Genomic DNA, 15,114 nt, shown 5'->3' with positions numbered 1-15,114 from the left:
ACAGGATGCACATCGTTGATGGAGCCTTGTCCAACCCGGTCGTGATCGGCGGCGCGATTGCCTCTGTCGGGGGGATCGCCCTTGGCCTGCGCGCGCTGGACCTGGACCGCATCCCGACCGCCGGGATGTTATCCGCCAGCTTTTTCGTGGCTTCGCTGATCCACGTTCCCATCGGGCCGTCCTCGGTTCACCTGATCCTCAACGGGCTTGCCGGGCTGATGCTCGGCTGGGCGGCGTTCCCGGCGCTGTTCGTGGGGCTGCTGCTTCAGGCGGTATTTTTCGGGTTTGGCGGCCTGACGGTGCTGGGCGTCAACGCGGTCAATATCGCCTTTCCCGCCGTGCTGGCGGGGCTGTTGATCCGCCCGATGATCGGGCGCGGCACGGCGGTATCCGGCGCGATCTGGGGCGGCATTGGCGGGGCTTTGGCCATCGCGCTGACCACCTTCATGGTGGCGATCTCGCTCGCCTCTTCCGGGGATGCCTTTGTGCCGGCTGCCAAGCTTGTCTTTGTCGCGCATATCCCCGTCATGGTGATCGAAGCGCTGCTGACCGGCTTTGCCGTATTGCTGGCGCGCAAGGTAAAACCCGACCTCTTCTTCCAAAGCGCTCTGGCATGACCCGCGCGCTTATCCTGCTTGCGCTGCTCTGCGCGCCCCTGCCTGCGTTGGCGCATAAGGTCATCGCGGGGGTCTTTGCCTCCGGCAGCGCGATCGAAGGGGAAATCGGGCTTTCCAATGGGGAGATGGCGGCGGGGGTCGAGGTCATCGTCACCGGCCCCGATGGGACGGAGCTGGGCCGTGCCCTGACCGATGCCGACGGTTTTTTCATCTTTACGCCGACACAGCCGGTGCGCCACGATTTCCGCGCCAATCTTGGCGCGGGACATGTGGCGAATGTGACCATGCCTGCGGGTGAGGTCGCGCAAATTCTGGGCGTCGCTGCCCAGACGCAAAGCCCGGCCCCCACGGCCCCTGCCACCGGCCCCGCAACGGGCGCGCCGGTCCTTGCCTCCCTATCCCCGGCAGAGCGGCAGGTGATCGCCCAAATCGTGCGCGATGAGATGCGCCCGCTCCGGCGCGAGATCGCGGCCTACCGAGAACGCAACGACCTGCAAACCATTCTGGGCGGGCTGGGCTATATCGCGGGGCTGTTTGGCATCGGGTTCTACATGGCCGCGCGGCGAAAGCTGTCCTCCTGATGGCGCATCTTCTGGGCCATCGCAACACGGCACTGACCGAGGCAGGCCTGTTCGGGCGCACGGGTCTGATCGCGACGCTGGACCCACGGATGCGTATCGTCATGGCCTGCCTCTTTGCCGCCACGGTGATCGCGCTTTCGTCGCTGACGGCACTCACGGCCTCGCTCGCCGTGTCCGTTGTCTTGCTGGCCCTGTCCCGCCTGCCGTGGCGGCAGACACTGCGCCGCATGGCGATGATGGACGGGTTCATCCTGTTCACGCTGTTCCTGCTGCCCTTCTCGGTGCCGGGGGACGAAATTTTCACGCTTTGGGGCTTTGCCGCAAGTTGGCAAGGTCTGTGGAAAGCGATCGAGATCGCGCTGACCGCCAATGCGGTGATCCTGTCGCTGATGGTTCTGGTCGGCAGCATGGAACCGGTGACGCTGGGCCATGCCCTGTTGCGCCTGCGCTGTCCGGAAAAGCTGGTGCATCTGCTGATGTTCACGGTGCGCTATATCGACGTGCTGCGCGAAGAATACCTGCGCCTGCGCGCCGCAATGAAAGTGCGCGGGTTTCGCCCCGGCACCAATTGGCACACCTATCGCAGCTTCGGATACCTTGTCGGGATGATGCTGGTGCGGGCCATCGAACGGTCCGAACGTGTGCTTGGCGCGATGAAATGCCGGGGCTTTTCGGGGCGGATTTTTCTATTGCAGGAGTTCACATTAAGCCCACGGGATATTGTCTTTGCCGCCGGGCTCAGCGCAGTAAGCAGCGGCCTGCTTATTCTGGACCTTGCATGACACTCATCGCGCTGGACGACATCTGCTTTGCCTATCCCGGTCATGCGCCGGTTCTGGACGGGGCCAGTTTGACGCTGGAGGCGGGCCAACGGCTTGCGATCACCGGCCCAAATGGCGCGGGCAAGTCGACCTTGTTGCATATCATGCTGGGCTTGCAGCGCCCGACCTCTGGCACGGTGACGGCTTTCGGCCAGGTACGCACGGCCGAGGCGGATTTCCACGAAGTGCGCCGCCGGGTCGGTCTGGTGTTTCAAGACGCCGACGATCAGCTGTTCTGCCCCACAGTGGCCGAGGATATCGCCTTCGGACCACTGAACCTTGGCAAGACGCGGGACGAGGCGCTTGCCATCGTGGACCGGGTTCTGGACGATCTGGACCTGCGGCACCTGAAAGACCGCATCACGCATAAGCTGTCGGGCGGAGAAAAGCGGTTGGTCACGCTGGCGACCGTGCTGGCGATGGAGCCAGAGGCGCTGCTGCTGGATGAGCCGACCAATGCGCTAGACACCAGGAATGAAGCGCGGCTGCTGGAGATCCTGCAATCGCTGCCGCAAGCCATCCTGCTGGTCAGCCATGCCCCCGCCTTCCGCGAGGCGCTGGCCCCGGACCGGATGGACCTGCGCGGCGGCAAACTGATCCCCGCCTGACCGCACCCTGCCCCTGCGTTGCGCAGTTTATTCGGCGGTGCGGCGCAGCAGATAGGTATCCATGATCCAGCCATGGCGTGCGCGCGCCGCGTCGCGGGTCTGCACGATGCGCGGCGCGGCCTCGGCCAGTGGTCCGGCCTCAAGCACCTGTTCCGGCATTCCCAGAAATCCGCCCCACCAGATATGCAGCCCTTCGGGCGCGAGGGTCTGAAAACTGCACTGACCGTCCAACATGACGACGACCGTATCGGCACCCTCTGGCCAACCGTGATCGCGCAGGCGGCGGCCCGTGGTCACCGTGACGGCACCATTCACGGTGTTGAACGGGATCGCATGGGCACTGGTCAGCGCCTGAAGCGCGGTGATACCCGGCACGACGCGCAAGCGCGGTGCGGGCGTCAGACGTTCGGCAATGCGCAGCGTGCTGTCGTAAAGCCCCGGATCGCCCCAGACTAGCAGCGCCACCGGCCCCTCTGGCGCATCGGCCAGCGCTGTCTGCCAGCGGCGGGCGATTTCGTCATGCCAAAGCGAGACACGCTGCGCATAGGGCTGGCTTTCATCGCGCACCGGCATATCGAATTCGATCACCCGCGCCTCGGCCCCGGCATCGCGCAGAATGGCGTGGCGCAGATGGGCGAGATCTTCCTTACCCGCCCCCTTGCGCGGGATCAGAACGCAGGCCGCATCGCGCAGCGCCGCCATCCCTTCCATCGTGACATGACCCGGATGCCCGGTGCCCATGCCGATCAGCCAAAGTTCAGTCAAAGCCGGTCCCCAATTCCGCCAGCGGACCGTAAAGGATCAACGCGGGTTTATCGCTGATTTCCTGCGCGAGCTGCTCTGCCAGCGCGGCGACGGTCGCGCGCTGCACCTTTTGGTCGGGGGTGGACACCGCCTCGGCCAGAATGGCGGGCGTTTCGGGCGGCAAGCCCCGCGCTTCCAGCGCCTTGAGAAGCTGCGGGAACGTCCGTTTGCCCATGAAAACCACGGTGCAGGCCCCCGGATCGGCCAGCGCGTCAAGGTCGATATCTTCGGGCAAGGTGCCGCGCGCGTCATGGCCGGTGACGAATTGGACCCGCCGTGCGGTCAGGCGCCGTGTCAGCGGGATACCGCATTGCGCCGCCGCCGCGATGGCCGACGGCACACCGGGGATGATCTCATAGGCGATCCCGGCCTCGCGCAGCGCGACGAGTTCCTCCTCCAGCCGTCCGAAGAGGCCACTATCGCCCGATTTCAGCCGGACGACCCGTTGGCCGGTCTTGGCGTAATCCACCAGAAGACGGCTCACGTGATCCTGCCGGGGCGAGGCGCGCCCGGCCCGTTTGCCGACACCGACCAAATCAGCCTCCGGCCCCGCATGATCGAGGATCGGCCCGGAGGACAGATCGTCGAACAGCACCGCATCGGCACGTTTGAGACGGTCGACCGCCTTCAGTGTCAAAAGCTCCGGGTCGCCCGGACCCGATCCGACAAAGCTGACAAAACCGCTCATGCCGCGCCCTCTTCTTCGGAAATGAGATGGAAAAACGTACCCGTCACATGGCCGCGGGCGGAACCGGTCTCTGGCACCGGGTTGCCATCGGCATCGCAGACCTCGGCCAGCGGCGCGTCGGGTTGATCGAGGATCGTCGAATAATGGAATTCATGGCCGCGCAGCACTGCACCCGGCGCAAATCCCGGCAGCGGCGCGCCCAGCGTGGCCCGGCGATAGCCCAGATGGAACTTGCGTTTCTCGTAGCTGGTCACAAGCCCCAGCAACCCGGCCATCTGGTGACGCGTGCCATCCTTGTCGATCAGCCCCGCGCCAAGCGCCATATAGCCCCCGCATTCACCATGCACGGGGCGGGTTTGCGCGTGGGCGCGCAGCCCTGACAGGAACCGCTCTGCCGCCGCGATGCGGCCCGCGTGAAGCTCGGGGTAGCCGCCGGGTAGCCAGACCAGATCCGCGGCCGCGTCCGGGGCTTCGTCGGCCAGTGGCGAAAAGGGCAGGATTTCCGCCCCCGCGCTGCGCCACCCTTCCAGAAGGTGCGGATAGGTAAAGGAAAAGGCGGCGTCCTGCGCCAATGCGATACGCTGCGCGGGCGGGTTCGGCAGCGCGCCGCCCTTGGGCAGCGCCGCGCCTGCGGCGGCGGTTTTGATCGCCTCCAGATCGACATTTTCCCGCAGGAAGGCGGCATAGCCCGCAATGGCTGCCTCCAGATCGGGATGTTCCACCGCTTGGATCAGGCCCAGATGCCGTTCCGGCAGGGCCAGATCGCCGCGCCGGGGCAGCACGCCCAGCACCGGCAGCCCGGCGCGTTCCATTCCCTGCCGCGTCAGACGCTCATGCCGGGGGGATGCCACGCGGTTCAGGATCACGCCCGCAAAGGGCAAATCCGGCAGATAGCTGCGAAAACCCAGCGCGGTGGCCGCCGCCGATTGCGCCTGCCCGCCAACATCCAGAACCAACACCACCGGCCAGCCTATCCGCTGCGCTGTTTCCGCGCTGGAGCCGAACCCCGTCTGCCCCCGCGTGGCCACGCCGTCGAACAGGCCCATGGACCCCTCGGCAACGCAGATATCCGCGCCCTGCGCCTGCTGTGCGATGGCCGAGAGCAGATCGCCCCCCATCGCCCATGTATCAAGGTTATAGGATGCGCGCCCACTGGCGGCGCGGTGGAAAGCCGGATCGATATAGTCCGGGCCGGATTTGAACGGCTGCACCGTCAGGCCGTCCTGCGCCAAAGCGCGCAGCAAGCCCAGCATCACCGTTGTCTTGCCCGTCCCCGATGACGGGGCCGAGATCAGAACGCCGCGCATGGTCACTGCCCCTCCGGCGTCCAGCCCGACCACGGGCTGTCGGCGCTTTGCGGGCGATACCGGCGGTCGTAGTCAACGGCATAAAGGCAGCTTTCGTCAAAGCCTTCGCCCGCCAGCGCGGGGCCAACAAGGATCAGCGCCGTGCGTTGCACGCTGCCGTCAAGGCGGTCCTGGATATCGGCCAGTGTGGCGCGAATGATCTTTTCGTCGGGCCAGCTTGCGCGGTAGACCACGGCGACGGGGCAATCCGCGCCATAGGCCGGTGTCAGATCCGCCACCACGCGGGCCAGGTTCTGGATCGACAGGTGGATCGCCAATGTCGCGCCGGTCGCGGCGAAATTGGTGAGCGTTTCGCCTTCGGGCATGGACGAGGCGCGGCCCGGCGTGCGTGTCAGAACCACCGATTGCGCCAGCCCCGGCAGCGTCAGTTCAGCGCCCAGCGATGCTGCCGCGGCGGCAAAGGCCGGAACGCCCGGCGTGACAGAGACCGGGATACCTTCGGCGCGCAGGCGGCGCATCTGTTCGCCCATGGCCGACCAGACCGACAGATCGCCCGAATGCAGCCGCGCCACATCCTGCCCCGCGGCATGGGCCGTGCGGATTTCCGCGATGATCTGGTCAAGGTCCATCGGCGCGGTATTCACGATGCGCGCGCCGGGCGGGCAATGGTCCAGAATGGCTTCGGGCACCAGCGACCCGGCATAAAGGCAGACCGGACAAGAGGCGATGATATCGCGCCCGCGCAGGGTCAGCAGATCGGGGGCACCGGGGCCTGCACCAATGAAATGAACGGTCATTCTGGCTCTCCTTGGATGGGCGCGCGGGCAATGGCACACGTTGCCATGCGATCCTGCGAGATGACGCGCGCGCACAAAAGTTTCGCACCGGGCCCCGCCGCGAACAGCGCTGCGGCTTCGGCAACGCTTCCGGTCTGGCGGTGGTCCCGGATGGTCGGGCTATCGGTGGTGGTTTCGGTCTCTGACAGATCGGCGCCGCAAATGGGATGAATGGGCAAATCCAGTGCGTCGGCAAATGCGACAAAGGCGGGTGCGGCGGCCTTGTCATCGGCGGTTGCCAGCGCCTGCACATCCGCCGCGAACCCGGTACGGGCCAGCGCGTCGGACAGGCTGCCCGCCTCAGCCGCGCCGCGAAATCCGAACCCTGCCACGATCATAGACGCCCGCTCCATTGCACGATGGGAAAGGCCGATTTCCAGCCATGTTTAGACCCCAAAGGCACCGCCTCTGACAGGGCGATCCGGTGCAGGTTGCCGCCCCTGTCGGCATGGGTCTGCGTCAGCAGCGCTTCGCTTTCCAGCGTGACCGCATTGGCCACGATCCGCGCGCCCTGCGCCACGTCGCCAAGCCGCGCCAGCAGCGCCGCCGACAGACCGCCGCCGATAAACACCGCGTCGGGCGGGGCCAATCCTTCAAGCGCGTCCGGCGCTGTCCCGGTCACAACCTTCAGCCGCGCCGCCCCAAGCCGCGCCGCGTTCTTCGCAATTCGCGCCGCGCGTTCCGGCACGGCTTCGATCACGGTGGCCTGCGTCGCGGGATGCGTAAGCAGCCATTCGATGGCGATGGACCCGGACCCGCCGCCTATGTCCCACAGATGCTCCCCCGCGCGGGGCGCCAGCGCCGAAAGCGTCAGCGCGCGCACAGGGCGCTTGGTGATCTGGCCGTCATGGTCGAACCAATCGTCGGAAAGGCCGCTGGCCTGGCTTAGGCAAGCGCCCTGCCCCTGCACCTCAACCGCGACGCATACCGGATGGGTGAACGCGGTCTGGGGGGTCAAGGCGCTGGCGGTATGGGTGGTGATCTGCTCTGCCGGTCCGGCGAGCGATTGCAGCACATGCAACTGACTGTCGCCGAAGCCCTCGCCAGTCAGGTAAGCGGCCAGCGCGGCCGGCCCTTCGCCATCGCGCAGGGTCACGATCAGCCGTGTGCCGGGCGCAAGATCGGGCCGCAGATGCGACAGCGGCGTGGCATGCAGGCCAAGGCAGGTTGTCTTGTCCAGCGCCCAGCCCAGTCGCGCTGCGGCCAGCGAAAAGCAAGACACACCGGGAAACGCGCGCCATTCACCGGGCGACAGGTGCCGCACCAGAACGCTGCCCGCGCCGAACCAGAACGGATCGCCCGAGGCCAGAACCGCCACCTTTCGCCCGCGATAGGACAGCAGCTTTTCGATCCCGTCCGCGAATGGCACGGGCCATGTCACGCGCTCTGCCCCCGTATCGGGAAGCAGCGCAAGATGCCGGTCCGGGCCCATCACGATTTCTGCACCGTTCAGCGCGGCAAGGCTTGCGCTTGTCAGCCCTTCCGGCCCATCTTCGCCCAGCCCGATGATCGTCAACCAAGGGAGATCAGCCATGACACCCAACCTTTTGATCCTTGGCGGCACGATGGAGGCAACAGCCCTGTGCAACCGGCTGGCCGATCTGGAGATCGCGGCCACCTTGTCGCTGGCGGGCCGGGTCGAACGGCCCAAGCGCCAGCCATTGCCGCTGCGGGTCGGCGGATTTGGCGGGGCGGAGGGGCTGGCGGACTATCTGCGCGCCTCCGGCATCACCCATGTGATCGACGCGACCCATCCATTTGCTGCACAAATGAGTTTGAACGCGGTGCAGGCCTGCGCTGTAACGGGCGTGCCGCTGGCCGCGTTGACGCGCCCTGCATGGCAGGCGGAACCCGGCGACATCTGGCAACGGGTGCCCGATATCCCCGCCGCCGTGGCCGCGCTGGACCGCCCGGCGATGCGCGTTCTGCTGGCCGTGGGCCGTATGCATCTGGCGCAATTCGCGCCCAATCCGCAGCACCACTACGTTCTGCGCCTCGTCGATCCGCCCAACGGCGCGCTGCCCCTGCCGGACACGCATATCATCGTCGATCGCGGCCCGTTCAGTGTCGAGGGTGACACCGCCCTGATGCAGGAACACCGGATCGATCTGGTCGTGTCCAAGAATGCGGGCGGCACAGGGGCGGTGGCCAAGATTCACGCGGCCCGCGCGCTTGGCCTTCCGGTCATCATGATCGATCGCCCGGCCCTGCCAGAGCGGCGCGAACTGCACGGCGTTGATGCCGTTCTGGGCTGGCTGGCCGATCATGGGGTCGACCTTGGCGTATAAACGATGGGCGCGCCTTCACGGTCGATGATCCGTGTCCGCGACGATCCGACCAGAACCATGGTCCGCATATCGGCCATTTCCGGCGTGCAATCGGGCAATGGCACGATGCGCAGGCTTTCCTCGGGGGTGGAAACCGCGCGGGCAAAGATCACCGGACGGGTGTCACCGCAGGCCTCTTTCAGCACGTCCAACGCCTTGGCAAAGCCTTCGGGCCGCGATTTTGATCGTGGGTTATAGAACGCCATGGCGAAATCGGCCTCGGCCGCCAGACGCAGGCGTTTTTCGATCAGCGACCACGGCTTGAGATTATCGCTTAGATTGATGGCACAGAAATCATGCCCCAAAGGCGCACCGGCGCGGGCGCTGGCGGCTAGCATCGCGGTGATGCCGGGCAGCACCCGGATATCCAGATCGCGCCATGCGGGCGGGCCGTTCTCCACCGCCTCGAACACCGCCGAGGCCATGGCAAAGACGCCCGGATCGCCCGACGACACGACAACCACCCGGCGCCCGGCGCTGGCCAGTTCCAGCGCATGACGCGAGCGGTCCAGTTCCACCCGGTTGTCAGAGGCATGTTTGACCAGCCCTTCGCGGTCCGGAACGCGCGCCACGTATGGGATATAGCCGATAATGTCGGTCGCCTCGGCCAGGGCCTGCGCCGCTTGCGGTGTCACAAGCTCTTCCGCCCCCGGCCCCAGCCCCGCGATCTGCACCCAGCCCGTCATGGCCGGCGCCCCTGCCCATGCACCACGATGATGGAAAAATAGGGCGTGACCTTATCCGCCGCATCTGCAAGGCGCTGCACGGTTTGCCCCGGCATCGCCGCGAATTCGACCAGCCATGCGGCGTCGTATTTGCCCGCCTCTTGCAGCGCGCGGCGCACCTTGTCGATATTGCGGCCGATTTTCATGATGACCAGCGCATCGGTGTCCTTGATCCGCTGGGTCAGAACCTCTTGCGGCAGGGTGCCGGTCAGCACGGTCAGAATATCGTCGCCCCATGTGATCGGCGTGCCCGTCGCGGTCCATGCTGCCGACATGCCGGTAATGGCCGGGACGACCTCGACCGGGACATCTTCGATCAGCCGGGTATAAAGATGCATGAAGGAGCCGTAGAAGAACGGATCGCCCTCGCACAGCACCACGACATCCTCGCCCGCAACCGCAAGGGCGCGCAGATGGGCCGCGGATTCCTCGTAAAACTCTGACAGAAGGCGGTTATATTCGGGATCGCTGACAGGGATTTCCGTTGTCACCGGATATTCCATCGGGAATTCCACGGCGCTCTCGGGGATCATGCCCTCGACGATCTGACGTGCCTGCCCCTTGCGCCCGGCCTTGCGGAAAAAGGCGACATGGCGTGCGCCGCGCAGCAAGCGGTCGGCGCGCACGGTCATCAGCTCCGGATCACCGGGACCGAGGCCAAGCCCATAGATCGTGCCCGCGCTCATTCCGCGCGGCTCGCAATGGCGTTGATCGCGGCCACGGTGATCGCGCTGCCGCCCAGCCGCCCCTTGACGATACAGCAAGGAACGGGCTGATCGGCCCACAAGGCATCCTTGCTTTCCATCGCGCCGACAAAGCCGACCGGACAGCCGATGATCGCCGCCGGGCGCGGGCAATCGGGGTCTTCCAGCATGTTGAGCAAGTGAAACAGCGCCGTCGGGGCATTGCCGATCGCGACCAGCGCGCCTTCCAGACGGGGCCGCCACAGCTCCAGCGCGGCGGCGGAGCGGGTATTGCCCATCTGTTTCGCCAGATCGGGCACAGAGGGATCTTGCAGCGTGCAGATCACATCGTTTCCGGCGGGCAGACGCGGGCGCGTGACCCCTTCGGACACCATGCGCGCGTCGCAGAAGATCGGCGCTCCGGCCTCCAGCGCGGCGCGGGCCTTTTGCGCGAAACCGGGCGAGAAGCGCACATGCTCTTCCAGACCGACCAGCCCCGCCGCATGGATCATGCGCACCGCGATCTGTTCTTCATCCGGGTCGAACCGGGCCAGATCAGCCTCTGCCCGGATGGTCGCAAAGCTTTGGCGGTAGATCGCCGCCCCGTCTTTTTCGTAGGTATATGGCATCAGGCCTGCTCGGATAGGTTATTCAGGTCATCGGGGGTCAGCCCGTATCGGTGCGGCTCATCCCATGGCGTGCCGTTCTCGACAAGGTCAAACGCGCCGTCACGGCCCACCAATGTGGTGTCCGCCGACTTGGGATGGGCGCAGCCCTTGGCGCAGCCCGACACGTGCAGCACGCCGGGCACACGGCCTGCCAGCCGGGTGGCAAGGGCGCGTGTCTCGACGCTCGATTGGGGACAGAACGGTGCACCGGCGCAGGCATGGGCGCGCAGCAGCGGATCGGATTCGTCGGTGATGTATGGCGCTGCGTCCTGCGCCCCTTCCAGCACGAACAGCCGCCACGGGGTCACGCGCAGCCCGCGCACATCGCCGCGCCGGATCACGTCCTGCATCTGCGCCGCATCGATCTGACCGAATGCCGCGCCTGCCAGCATTCCCAGCGCAAGCGCGCCGGGCGTTGGCCGCGCGGCGGCGGCGCGGGGCGGCTCTTGCAGCCAGTCGGCGGGCAAAGCATGGTGCGCCACCACGGACGCCATGCGCCGCATGTCGCCCGTGCGGCGGGCGTTGAACCAGTCGATCATCTCGGCCAGCGCTTGCAGGGCTGCGGCTTCGCTGACCACCCGGCCCGCCCTGGCCCCGTCGGCGCGCAGGATCAGCCCCGATGCGCTGCGTTCAAACCGAAAATCGGCAGAGCCCGCAGACAGCAGCGGCGCCTGATCGGTATCGACCGCCACCCCCACCTTTGCAGGCAGCTCCGGCAAATCAGGAACGGCGTCCAGAACTGCGCGGCTCAATCTTTCGGTCAGGTCACCGGGCAGCCAGAACGGGGACACCAGGATATTGCGGCGGCTTTCCAGCGCCGGGTCCACGTCCAGCAGGTCCAGCGCGGCCAGCCCTTGCAAAAGCGCGTCATGCTGCGCGCTTGCAACGCCGCGAATTTGCAGGTTCGCCCGGTTGGTCAGGTCGATGAACCCGGTGCCAAAGCGCTGCGCAAAGGCGCACAGGCCCAATGCCTGATTCCGGTTCAGCCGCGCCAGCTTCGGGCGCACCCGTACGACCAGCCCATCGCCGGACATCATCGGACGGTGCGCGCCGGGGCACCAGCCTTTGACTTCGGGACCGGATGCGGTCGCGTTGGAGGGTTGGGGCGCGCTCATGTGCGGGCCTCCAGCGCGGCGCGGATCGAGTTGCGGCGGGTCTGCCATAGCCCGGCTTCCAGCAAGGCAGCAAAGCGGTCGCACATGGCGCGATAGGCTTCGGGGTTTTCACGTTCCAGAAAGGCGCGGGTGTCGTCGTCGCCCAGCGTCGCCTCGTGATAGAGGTCGAACAGATGCGGCCCCACCACGCCAGCCAGATGCGCGAAGGCCGCCATGTGATCCAGCGTGGCCGCGATCTCTGCCGCGCCGCGAAACCCATGGGCGCGCATGCCTGAAATCCAGTCGGGATTGGCGGCGCGGGCCTGCACGACGCGGGCGATTTCCTCTTGTAGGCTGCGGGCGCGCGGCGCGTCCGGGTTGGTATTGTCCACGTGCCACAAGGCCGCGTGACCGCCCTGCCCGCCCTGAATGGCCTTGGCGGCGGCGAACCCGGCCTCATGCGCGGCGTAGTCAGAGGCCAGCAGCACATCTGTTTCCGGCAAGTCCTGAAGATGCACGAAGCTGTCCGCCTGCGCGACACGCTGGCGAATGCCCGCCACGTCCTGCACCGCGTTATCGCCATCCAGCGCCCATGAGGACGCGGCCAGCCACGCCTCGCCGGCGGCGCGACGGCTGGCGTCGGAATAGTCCTCCAGCATCGGCCCCATGCCCAGCCCGAAACTGCCCGGCGCCGGGCCATAGACCCGCGCGTTTTGGGCATCGGCCCGGCCTGCAAAGGGGTTCCAATCGGGCGCCTCGTCACGGGCACAGAGCGCCCGCACCGCTTGCGAAAACAGCGCCGACAGCGTCGGAAACACGTCGCGGAACAGGCCCGACACCCGCAAGGTCACGTCGATCCGGGGGCGGTCCAACTCGGTGATCGGCAGCACTTCGATGCCCGAAACCCGTTCCGAGCCCGCATCCCAGACTGGTCGAACGCCCAGCAAATGCAGCGCCATGGCGAATTCCTCGCCCGCCGTGCGCATCGTGGCCGACCCCCACAGATCGACGATGAGGCCACGCGGCCAGTCGCCTTCGTCCTGCAAGTGCCGCCGGACCAGTTCATCGGCCAGCTTGACCCCCTGCGCACAGGCCGCGCGCGATGGAACAGAGCGGGGATCGGTCGTGTACATGTTGCGCCCGGTGGGCAGCACATCGCTGCGACCGCGATAGGGAGAGCCGGAGGGGCCTGCCGCGACCCGGTGACCCGCGAGCGCATCCAGCAGCGCCTGACGCTCTGCCGCGACGGAGGCATCGGTATCGAAGGGCGCGCCGGGCCGCGCGGGACGGCCCCAGACATGCAGCCCCTCACCGAACTGGCTTTCCTTCACGTCGCAGACGAAACGGTCGATCCGCGTCACCGCCTCTGCAGGGCATTCGGCCCGGTCCAGCCCAAGGTCGTCCTCAAGCCCGAGGGCTTGCGCCTCTTCGCGGATGTCGCGTTGCAGGCGGTCGCGGCGGCGCGGGTCCAGACCGTCGGCGTTGGAAAATTCATCCAGCAGCGCTTCGAGCCGGGCCAGCCGATCCGGTGTCCGGCTTTGCCGCAGCGGCGGTGGGATATGTCCCAGTGTGACCGCGCCAATGCGCCGCTTGGCCTGCGCGGCCTCGCCCGGATCGTTGACGATGAAGGGGTAGATCACCGGCAGCGCGCCGATCAGCGCGTCAGGCCAGCATTCCGCCGACAGGGCGACGGATTTCCCCGGCAACCATTCCAGCGTGCCATGCGCGCCGATATGGACCAGGGCATCCGCTTGATTTTGCAGCCAAAGATAGAAGGCAACGTAGCTGTGGCGCGGGGTGCGCGACAGGTCGTGATATTCGTCCTCGCGCAGATGCGCCGCGCCGCCGCGTTCCGGCTGAAGCGCGACCCATGCCTTGCCACAGCGCAGCGCCGCAAAGCGAAACGCGCCATCGGTCACGTTGGGATCATCCTCGGGCGCGCCCCATGTCTGCGCCAGATCCTGCGCCAGTCTTTCGGGCAGTTTCGCCAATGCGGCGGCATAGTCTTCCAGCGACCACGCCACGCTGCGCGCCAAAAGCGCCGCCGAAAGATCACCGGGCGCCTGCGTCACGTCATAGCCCGCCCCCGCAAGGTCCGACAGAATGGCGCGCGCAGAGGCAGGTGCATCCAGACCGACCGCGTGGCCAAGGTTCCAGTCCTTGCCCGGATAGGTGGACAGGATCAGCGCCGGACGCCGCTGCGCCGCGGGGCGTTCGGCCAATCGCAGCCAGCCGTCGACACGCGCGGCGACAGCTTCGATGCGCTCCGGCTCTGCCCGGTGGCCAAAGCGGGAATATTCCAGATGCGGGTCGCGCTTGCCCGGCTCCTTGAAGGACACGACGCCGCCCAGAATGCGGCCATCGACTTCGGGCAGGACCACATGCATCGCCAGATCACTGGGGGCCAGACCGCGTTCGGAAAGCGCCCAATCCTTGCGCCGCGCGGTCGACAGCGCGACCTGAAACACCGGCACGCCGCCCGCATCCAGCGGCGAGCGCCCATCCTCGCCCTTGCCGGAAAAGGCGGTGGCGTTGACGATGGCATCCGGGTCCAGATGGGTGATCTGCCTGCGTAGCCACGCGGCGGCTTCCGGCGCTTTGAGCGTTGGTGCGTAAAGCGCGACAGCCTCGTATCCGCGCGCCTCGAACGCCGTCAGAAGCGCCTCGATCGGGGCAGTATCCGCCGCCACAAGGTAAGAGCGATAGAACGTCACCACGATCCGCGGACGGGTCTTGGCCGGGATATCGGCTGGGTCATATACGCCCCGCGCCGGCGACCATGCGCCGGTTGGTGGCAAGGATTTGGAGCCCGGCACCGGCCCGGCATACAGACCCGCCGCCAGCGCCAGCTGCGCCAGCGCCGCCTGCGCCGCGACCTCGCCGCCGGTATCGGCCAGGTGGGACAGTCGCCGCAAGGTCGACACCGGCAGGGTCGAAACCTCGTCAAGGCGCGGGTCGGGTCGGCCATCGGCGGGCAGAACCGCCAATGCGATCCCCTCGCGCCGGGCCAGTGCCGCGACCTGTTGCAACCCGTAGGCCCAATAAGGCACGCCCCCGATCAACCGGATCAGGATGCCCTTGGCCCCGCACAGCGTCTGTTCGATATAGGTATCGACGGAAAGCGGATGGCGCAGCGCGACCAGATTGGCCAGACGCAGGCTGGGCAGCCCGCCATCTGGCCCGCCCGCACGATGCCACGCCTTTGCGAAAGCGCCCAGATCACTGTCGGAAAAGGACAGCACCACCAGATCCGCAGGGCTTTGCCCCAGATCCATCGGCGTGTCGGTTTCCTCCAGCCCGTGGCTTTCGCGAAAGATCACATGCATCGGTCGATCCTGCCCAGCGCCGGTTCCCC

General features: G+C 66.8%; 16 protein-coding genes. 5 read left to right on the top strand and 11 right to left on the bottom strand.

Annotated elements, in window-relative coordinates:
* Positions 1 to 5 precede the first annotated feature (5 nt).
* From cbiM to E4Z66_RS01070, 4 genes are read left to right on the top strand one after another with little or no spacing between them, the layout of a single operon-like run.
* A complete protein-coding gene (gene cbiM, locus E4Z66_RS01085; protein WP_136461092.1) occupies positions 6 to 617 on the top strand; it encodes a cobalt transporter CbiM in 612 nt (203 codons plus the stop codon).
* Positions 614 to 1,198, top strand: coding sequence for a carboxypeptidase-like regulatory domain-containing protein (locus E4Z66_RS01080; RefSeq protein ID WP_136461091.1), 585 nt, complete (start codon positions 614 to 616; stop codon positions 1,196 to 1,198). The genes cbiM and E4Z66_RS01080 overlap by 4 nt, the downstream gene beginning before the upstream one ends.
* Positions 1,198 to 1,980, top strand: a complete 783-nt coding sequence (gene cbiQ, locus E4Z66_RS01075; RefSeq protein WP_136461090.1) for a cobalt ECF transporter T component CbiQ — start codon at positions 1,198 to 1,200, stop codon at positions 1,978 to 1,980. The genes E4Z66_RS01080 and cbiQ overlap by 1 nt, the downstream gene beginning before the upstream one ends.
* Complete coding sequence (locus tag E4Z66_RS01070; RefSeq protein ID WP_136461089.1) at positions 1,977 to 2,627, top strand: energy-coupling factor ABC transporter ATP-binding protein; 651 nt, start codon at positions 1,977 to 1,979, stop codon at positions 2,625 to 2,627. Before cbiQ ends, E4Z66_RS01070 begins: the two co-directional genes overlap by 4 nt.
* Positions 2,628 to 2,654: 27 nt before the next feature.
* On the opposite strand, the gene cobF is transcribed toward E4Z66_RS01070, so the two are convergent.
* From cobF to cbiE, 6 genes are read right to left on the bottom strand one after another with little or no spacing between them, the layout of a single operon-like run.
* Complete coding sequence (gene cobF / locus E4Z66_RS01065; RefSeq protein WP_136461088.1) at positions 2,655 to 3,392, bottom strand: precorrin-6A synthase (deacetylating); 738 nt, start codon at positions 3,390 to 3,392, stop codon at positions 2,655 to 2,657.
* Positions 3,385 to 4,119: a uroporphyrinogen-III C-methyltransferase gene (gene cobA / locus E4Z66_RS01060; RefSeq protein WP_136461087.1), complete on the bottom strand. Its 735-nt coding sequence runs from the start codon at positions 4,117 to 4,119 to the stop codon at positions 3,385 to 3,387. The genes cobF and cobA overlap by 8 nt, the downstream gene beginning before the upstream one ends.
* Positions 4,116 to 5,426, bottom strand: coding sequence for a cobyrinic acid a,c-diamide synthase CobB (locus tag E4Z66_RS01055; RefSeq protein WP_136461086.1), 1,311 nt, complete (start codon positions 5,424 to 5,426; stop codon positions 4,116 to 4,118). The genes cobA and E4Z66_RS01055 overlap by 4 nt, the downstream gene beginning before the upstream one ends.
* A 2-nt stretch (positions 5,427 to 5,428) precedes the next feature.
* Positions 5,429 to 6,223 (bottom strand): precorrin-4 C(11)-methyltransferase, encoded by a 795-nt coding sequence (gene cobM, locus E4Z66_RS01050; protein WP_136461085.1) that lies wholly within the window; start codon positions 6,221 to 6,223, stop codon positions 5,429 to 5,431.
* On the bottom strand, positions 6,220 to 6,615 hold the full coding sequence (locus tag E4Z66_RS01045; protein ID WP_342773432.1) for a cobalamin biosynthesis protein: 396 nt from the start codon (positions 6,613 to 6,615) through the stop codon (positions 6,220 to 6,222). Before E4Z66_RS01045 ends, cobM begins: the two co-directional genes overlap by 4 nt.
* Positions 6,597 to 7,796 carry a precorrin-6y C5,15-methyltransferase (decarboxylating) subunit CbiE gene (gene cbiE, locus E4Z66_RS01040; RefSeq protein WP_136461084.1) on the bottom strand — a complete coding sequence of 400 codons (1,200 nt, stop codon included), beginning with the start codon at positions 7,794 to 7,796 and terminating at the stop codon, positions 6,597 to 6,599. The genes E4Z66_RS01045 and cbiE overlap by 19 nt, the downstream gene beginning before the upstream one ends.
* Between cbiE and E4Z66_RS01035 the strand changes: the two genes are divergently transcribed.
* A complete protein-coding gene (locus tag E4Z66_RS01035; protein WP_136461083.1) occupies positions 7,795 to 8,550 on the top strand; it encodes a cobalt-precorrin-6A reductase in 756 nt (251 codons plus the stop codon). The two genes, cbiE and E4Z66_RS01035, sit on opposite strands and share 2 nt — an antisense overlap.
* On the opposite strand, the gene cobJ is transcribed toward E4Z66_RS01035, so the two are convergent.
* From cobJ to cobN, 5 genes are read right to left on the bottom strand one after another with little or no spacing between them, the layout of a single operon-like run.
* On the bottom strand, positions 8,526 to 9,275 hold the full coding sequence (gene cobJ, locus E4Z66_RS01030) for a precorrin-3B C(17)-methyltransferase (protein WP_136461082.1): 750 nt from the start codon (positions 9,273 to 9,275) through the stop codon (positions 8,526 to 8,528). The two genes, E4Z66_RS01035 and cobJ, sit on opposite strands and share 25 nt — an antisense overlap.
* Entirely contained in the window at positions 9,272 to 10,000 is a 729-nt protein-coding gene (locus tag E4Z66_RS01025; protein WP_136461081.1) for a precorrin-2 C(20)-methyltransferase, read from the bottom strand. Before E4Z66_RS01025 ends, cobJ begins: the two co-directional genes overlap by 4 nt.
* On the bottom strand, positions 9,997 to 10,626 hold the full coding sequence (locus E4Z66_RS01020; protein ID WP_136461080.1) for a precorrin-8X methylmutase: 630 nt from the start codon (positions 10,624 to 10,626) through the stop codon (positions 9,997 to 9,999). Before E4Z66_RS01020 ends, E4Z66_RS01025 begins: the two co-directional genes overlap by 4 nt.
* Complete coding sequence (locus tag E4Z66_RS01015) at positions 10,626 to 11,780, bottom strand: cobalamin biosynthesis protein CobG (RefSeq protein ID WP_246035823.1); 1,155 nt, start codon at positions 11,778 to 11,780, stop codon at positions 10,626 to 10,628. Before E4Z66_RS01015 ends, E4Z66_RS01020 begins: the two co-directional genes overlap by 1 nt.
* The gene (gene cobN, locus E4Z66_RS01010; protein ID WP_136461079.1) at positions 11,777 to 15,085 is read right to left on the bottom strand and encodes a cobaltochelatase subunit CobN; all 3,309 of its coding nucleotides are present in this window, start codon (positions 15,083 to 15,085) and stop codon (positions 11,777 to 11,779) included. Before cobN ends, E4Z66_RS01015 begins: the two co-directional genes overlap by 4 nt.
* Positions 15,086 to 15,114 lie beyond the last annotated feature (29 nt).

It is taken from the genome of Aliishimia ponticola (genome assembly GCF_004803475.1).
Taxonomy (GTDB): Bacteria; Pseudomonadota; Alphaproteobacteria; order Rhodobacterales; family Rhodobacteraceae; genus Aliishimia; species Aliishimia ponticola.
The sequence above is the reverse complement of the archived record's forward strand: the minus strand, read 5'-3'. Positions and strand labels throughout refer to the sequence as shown.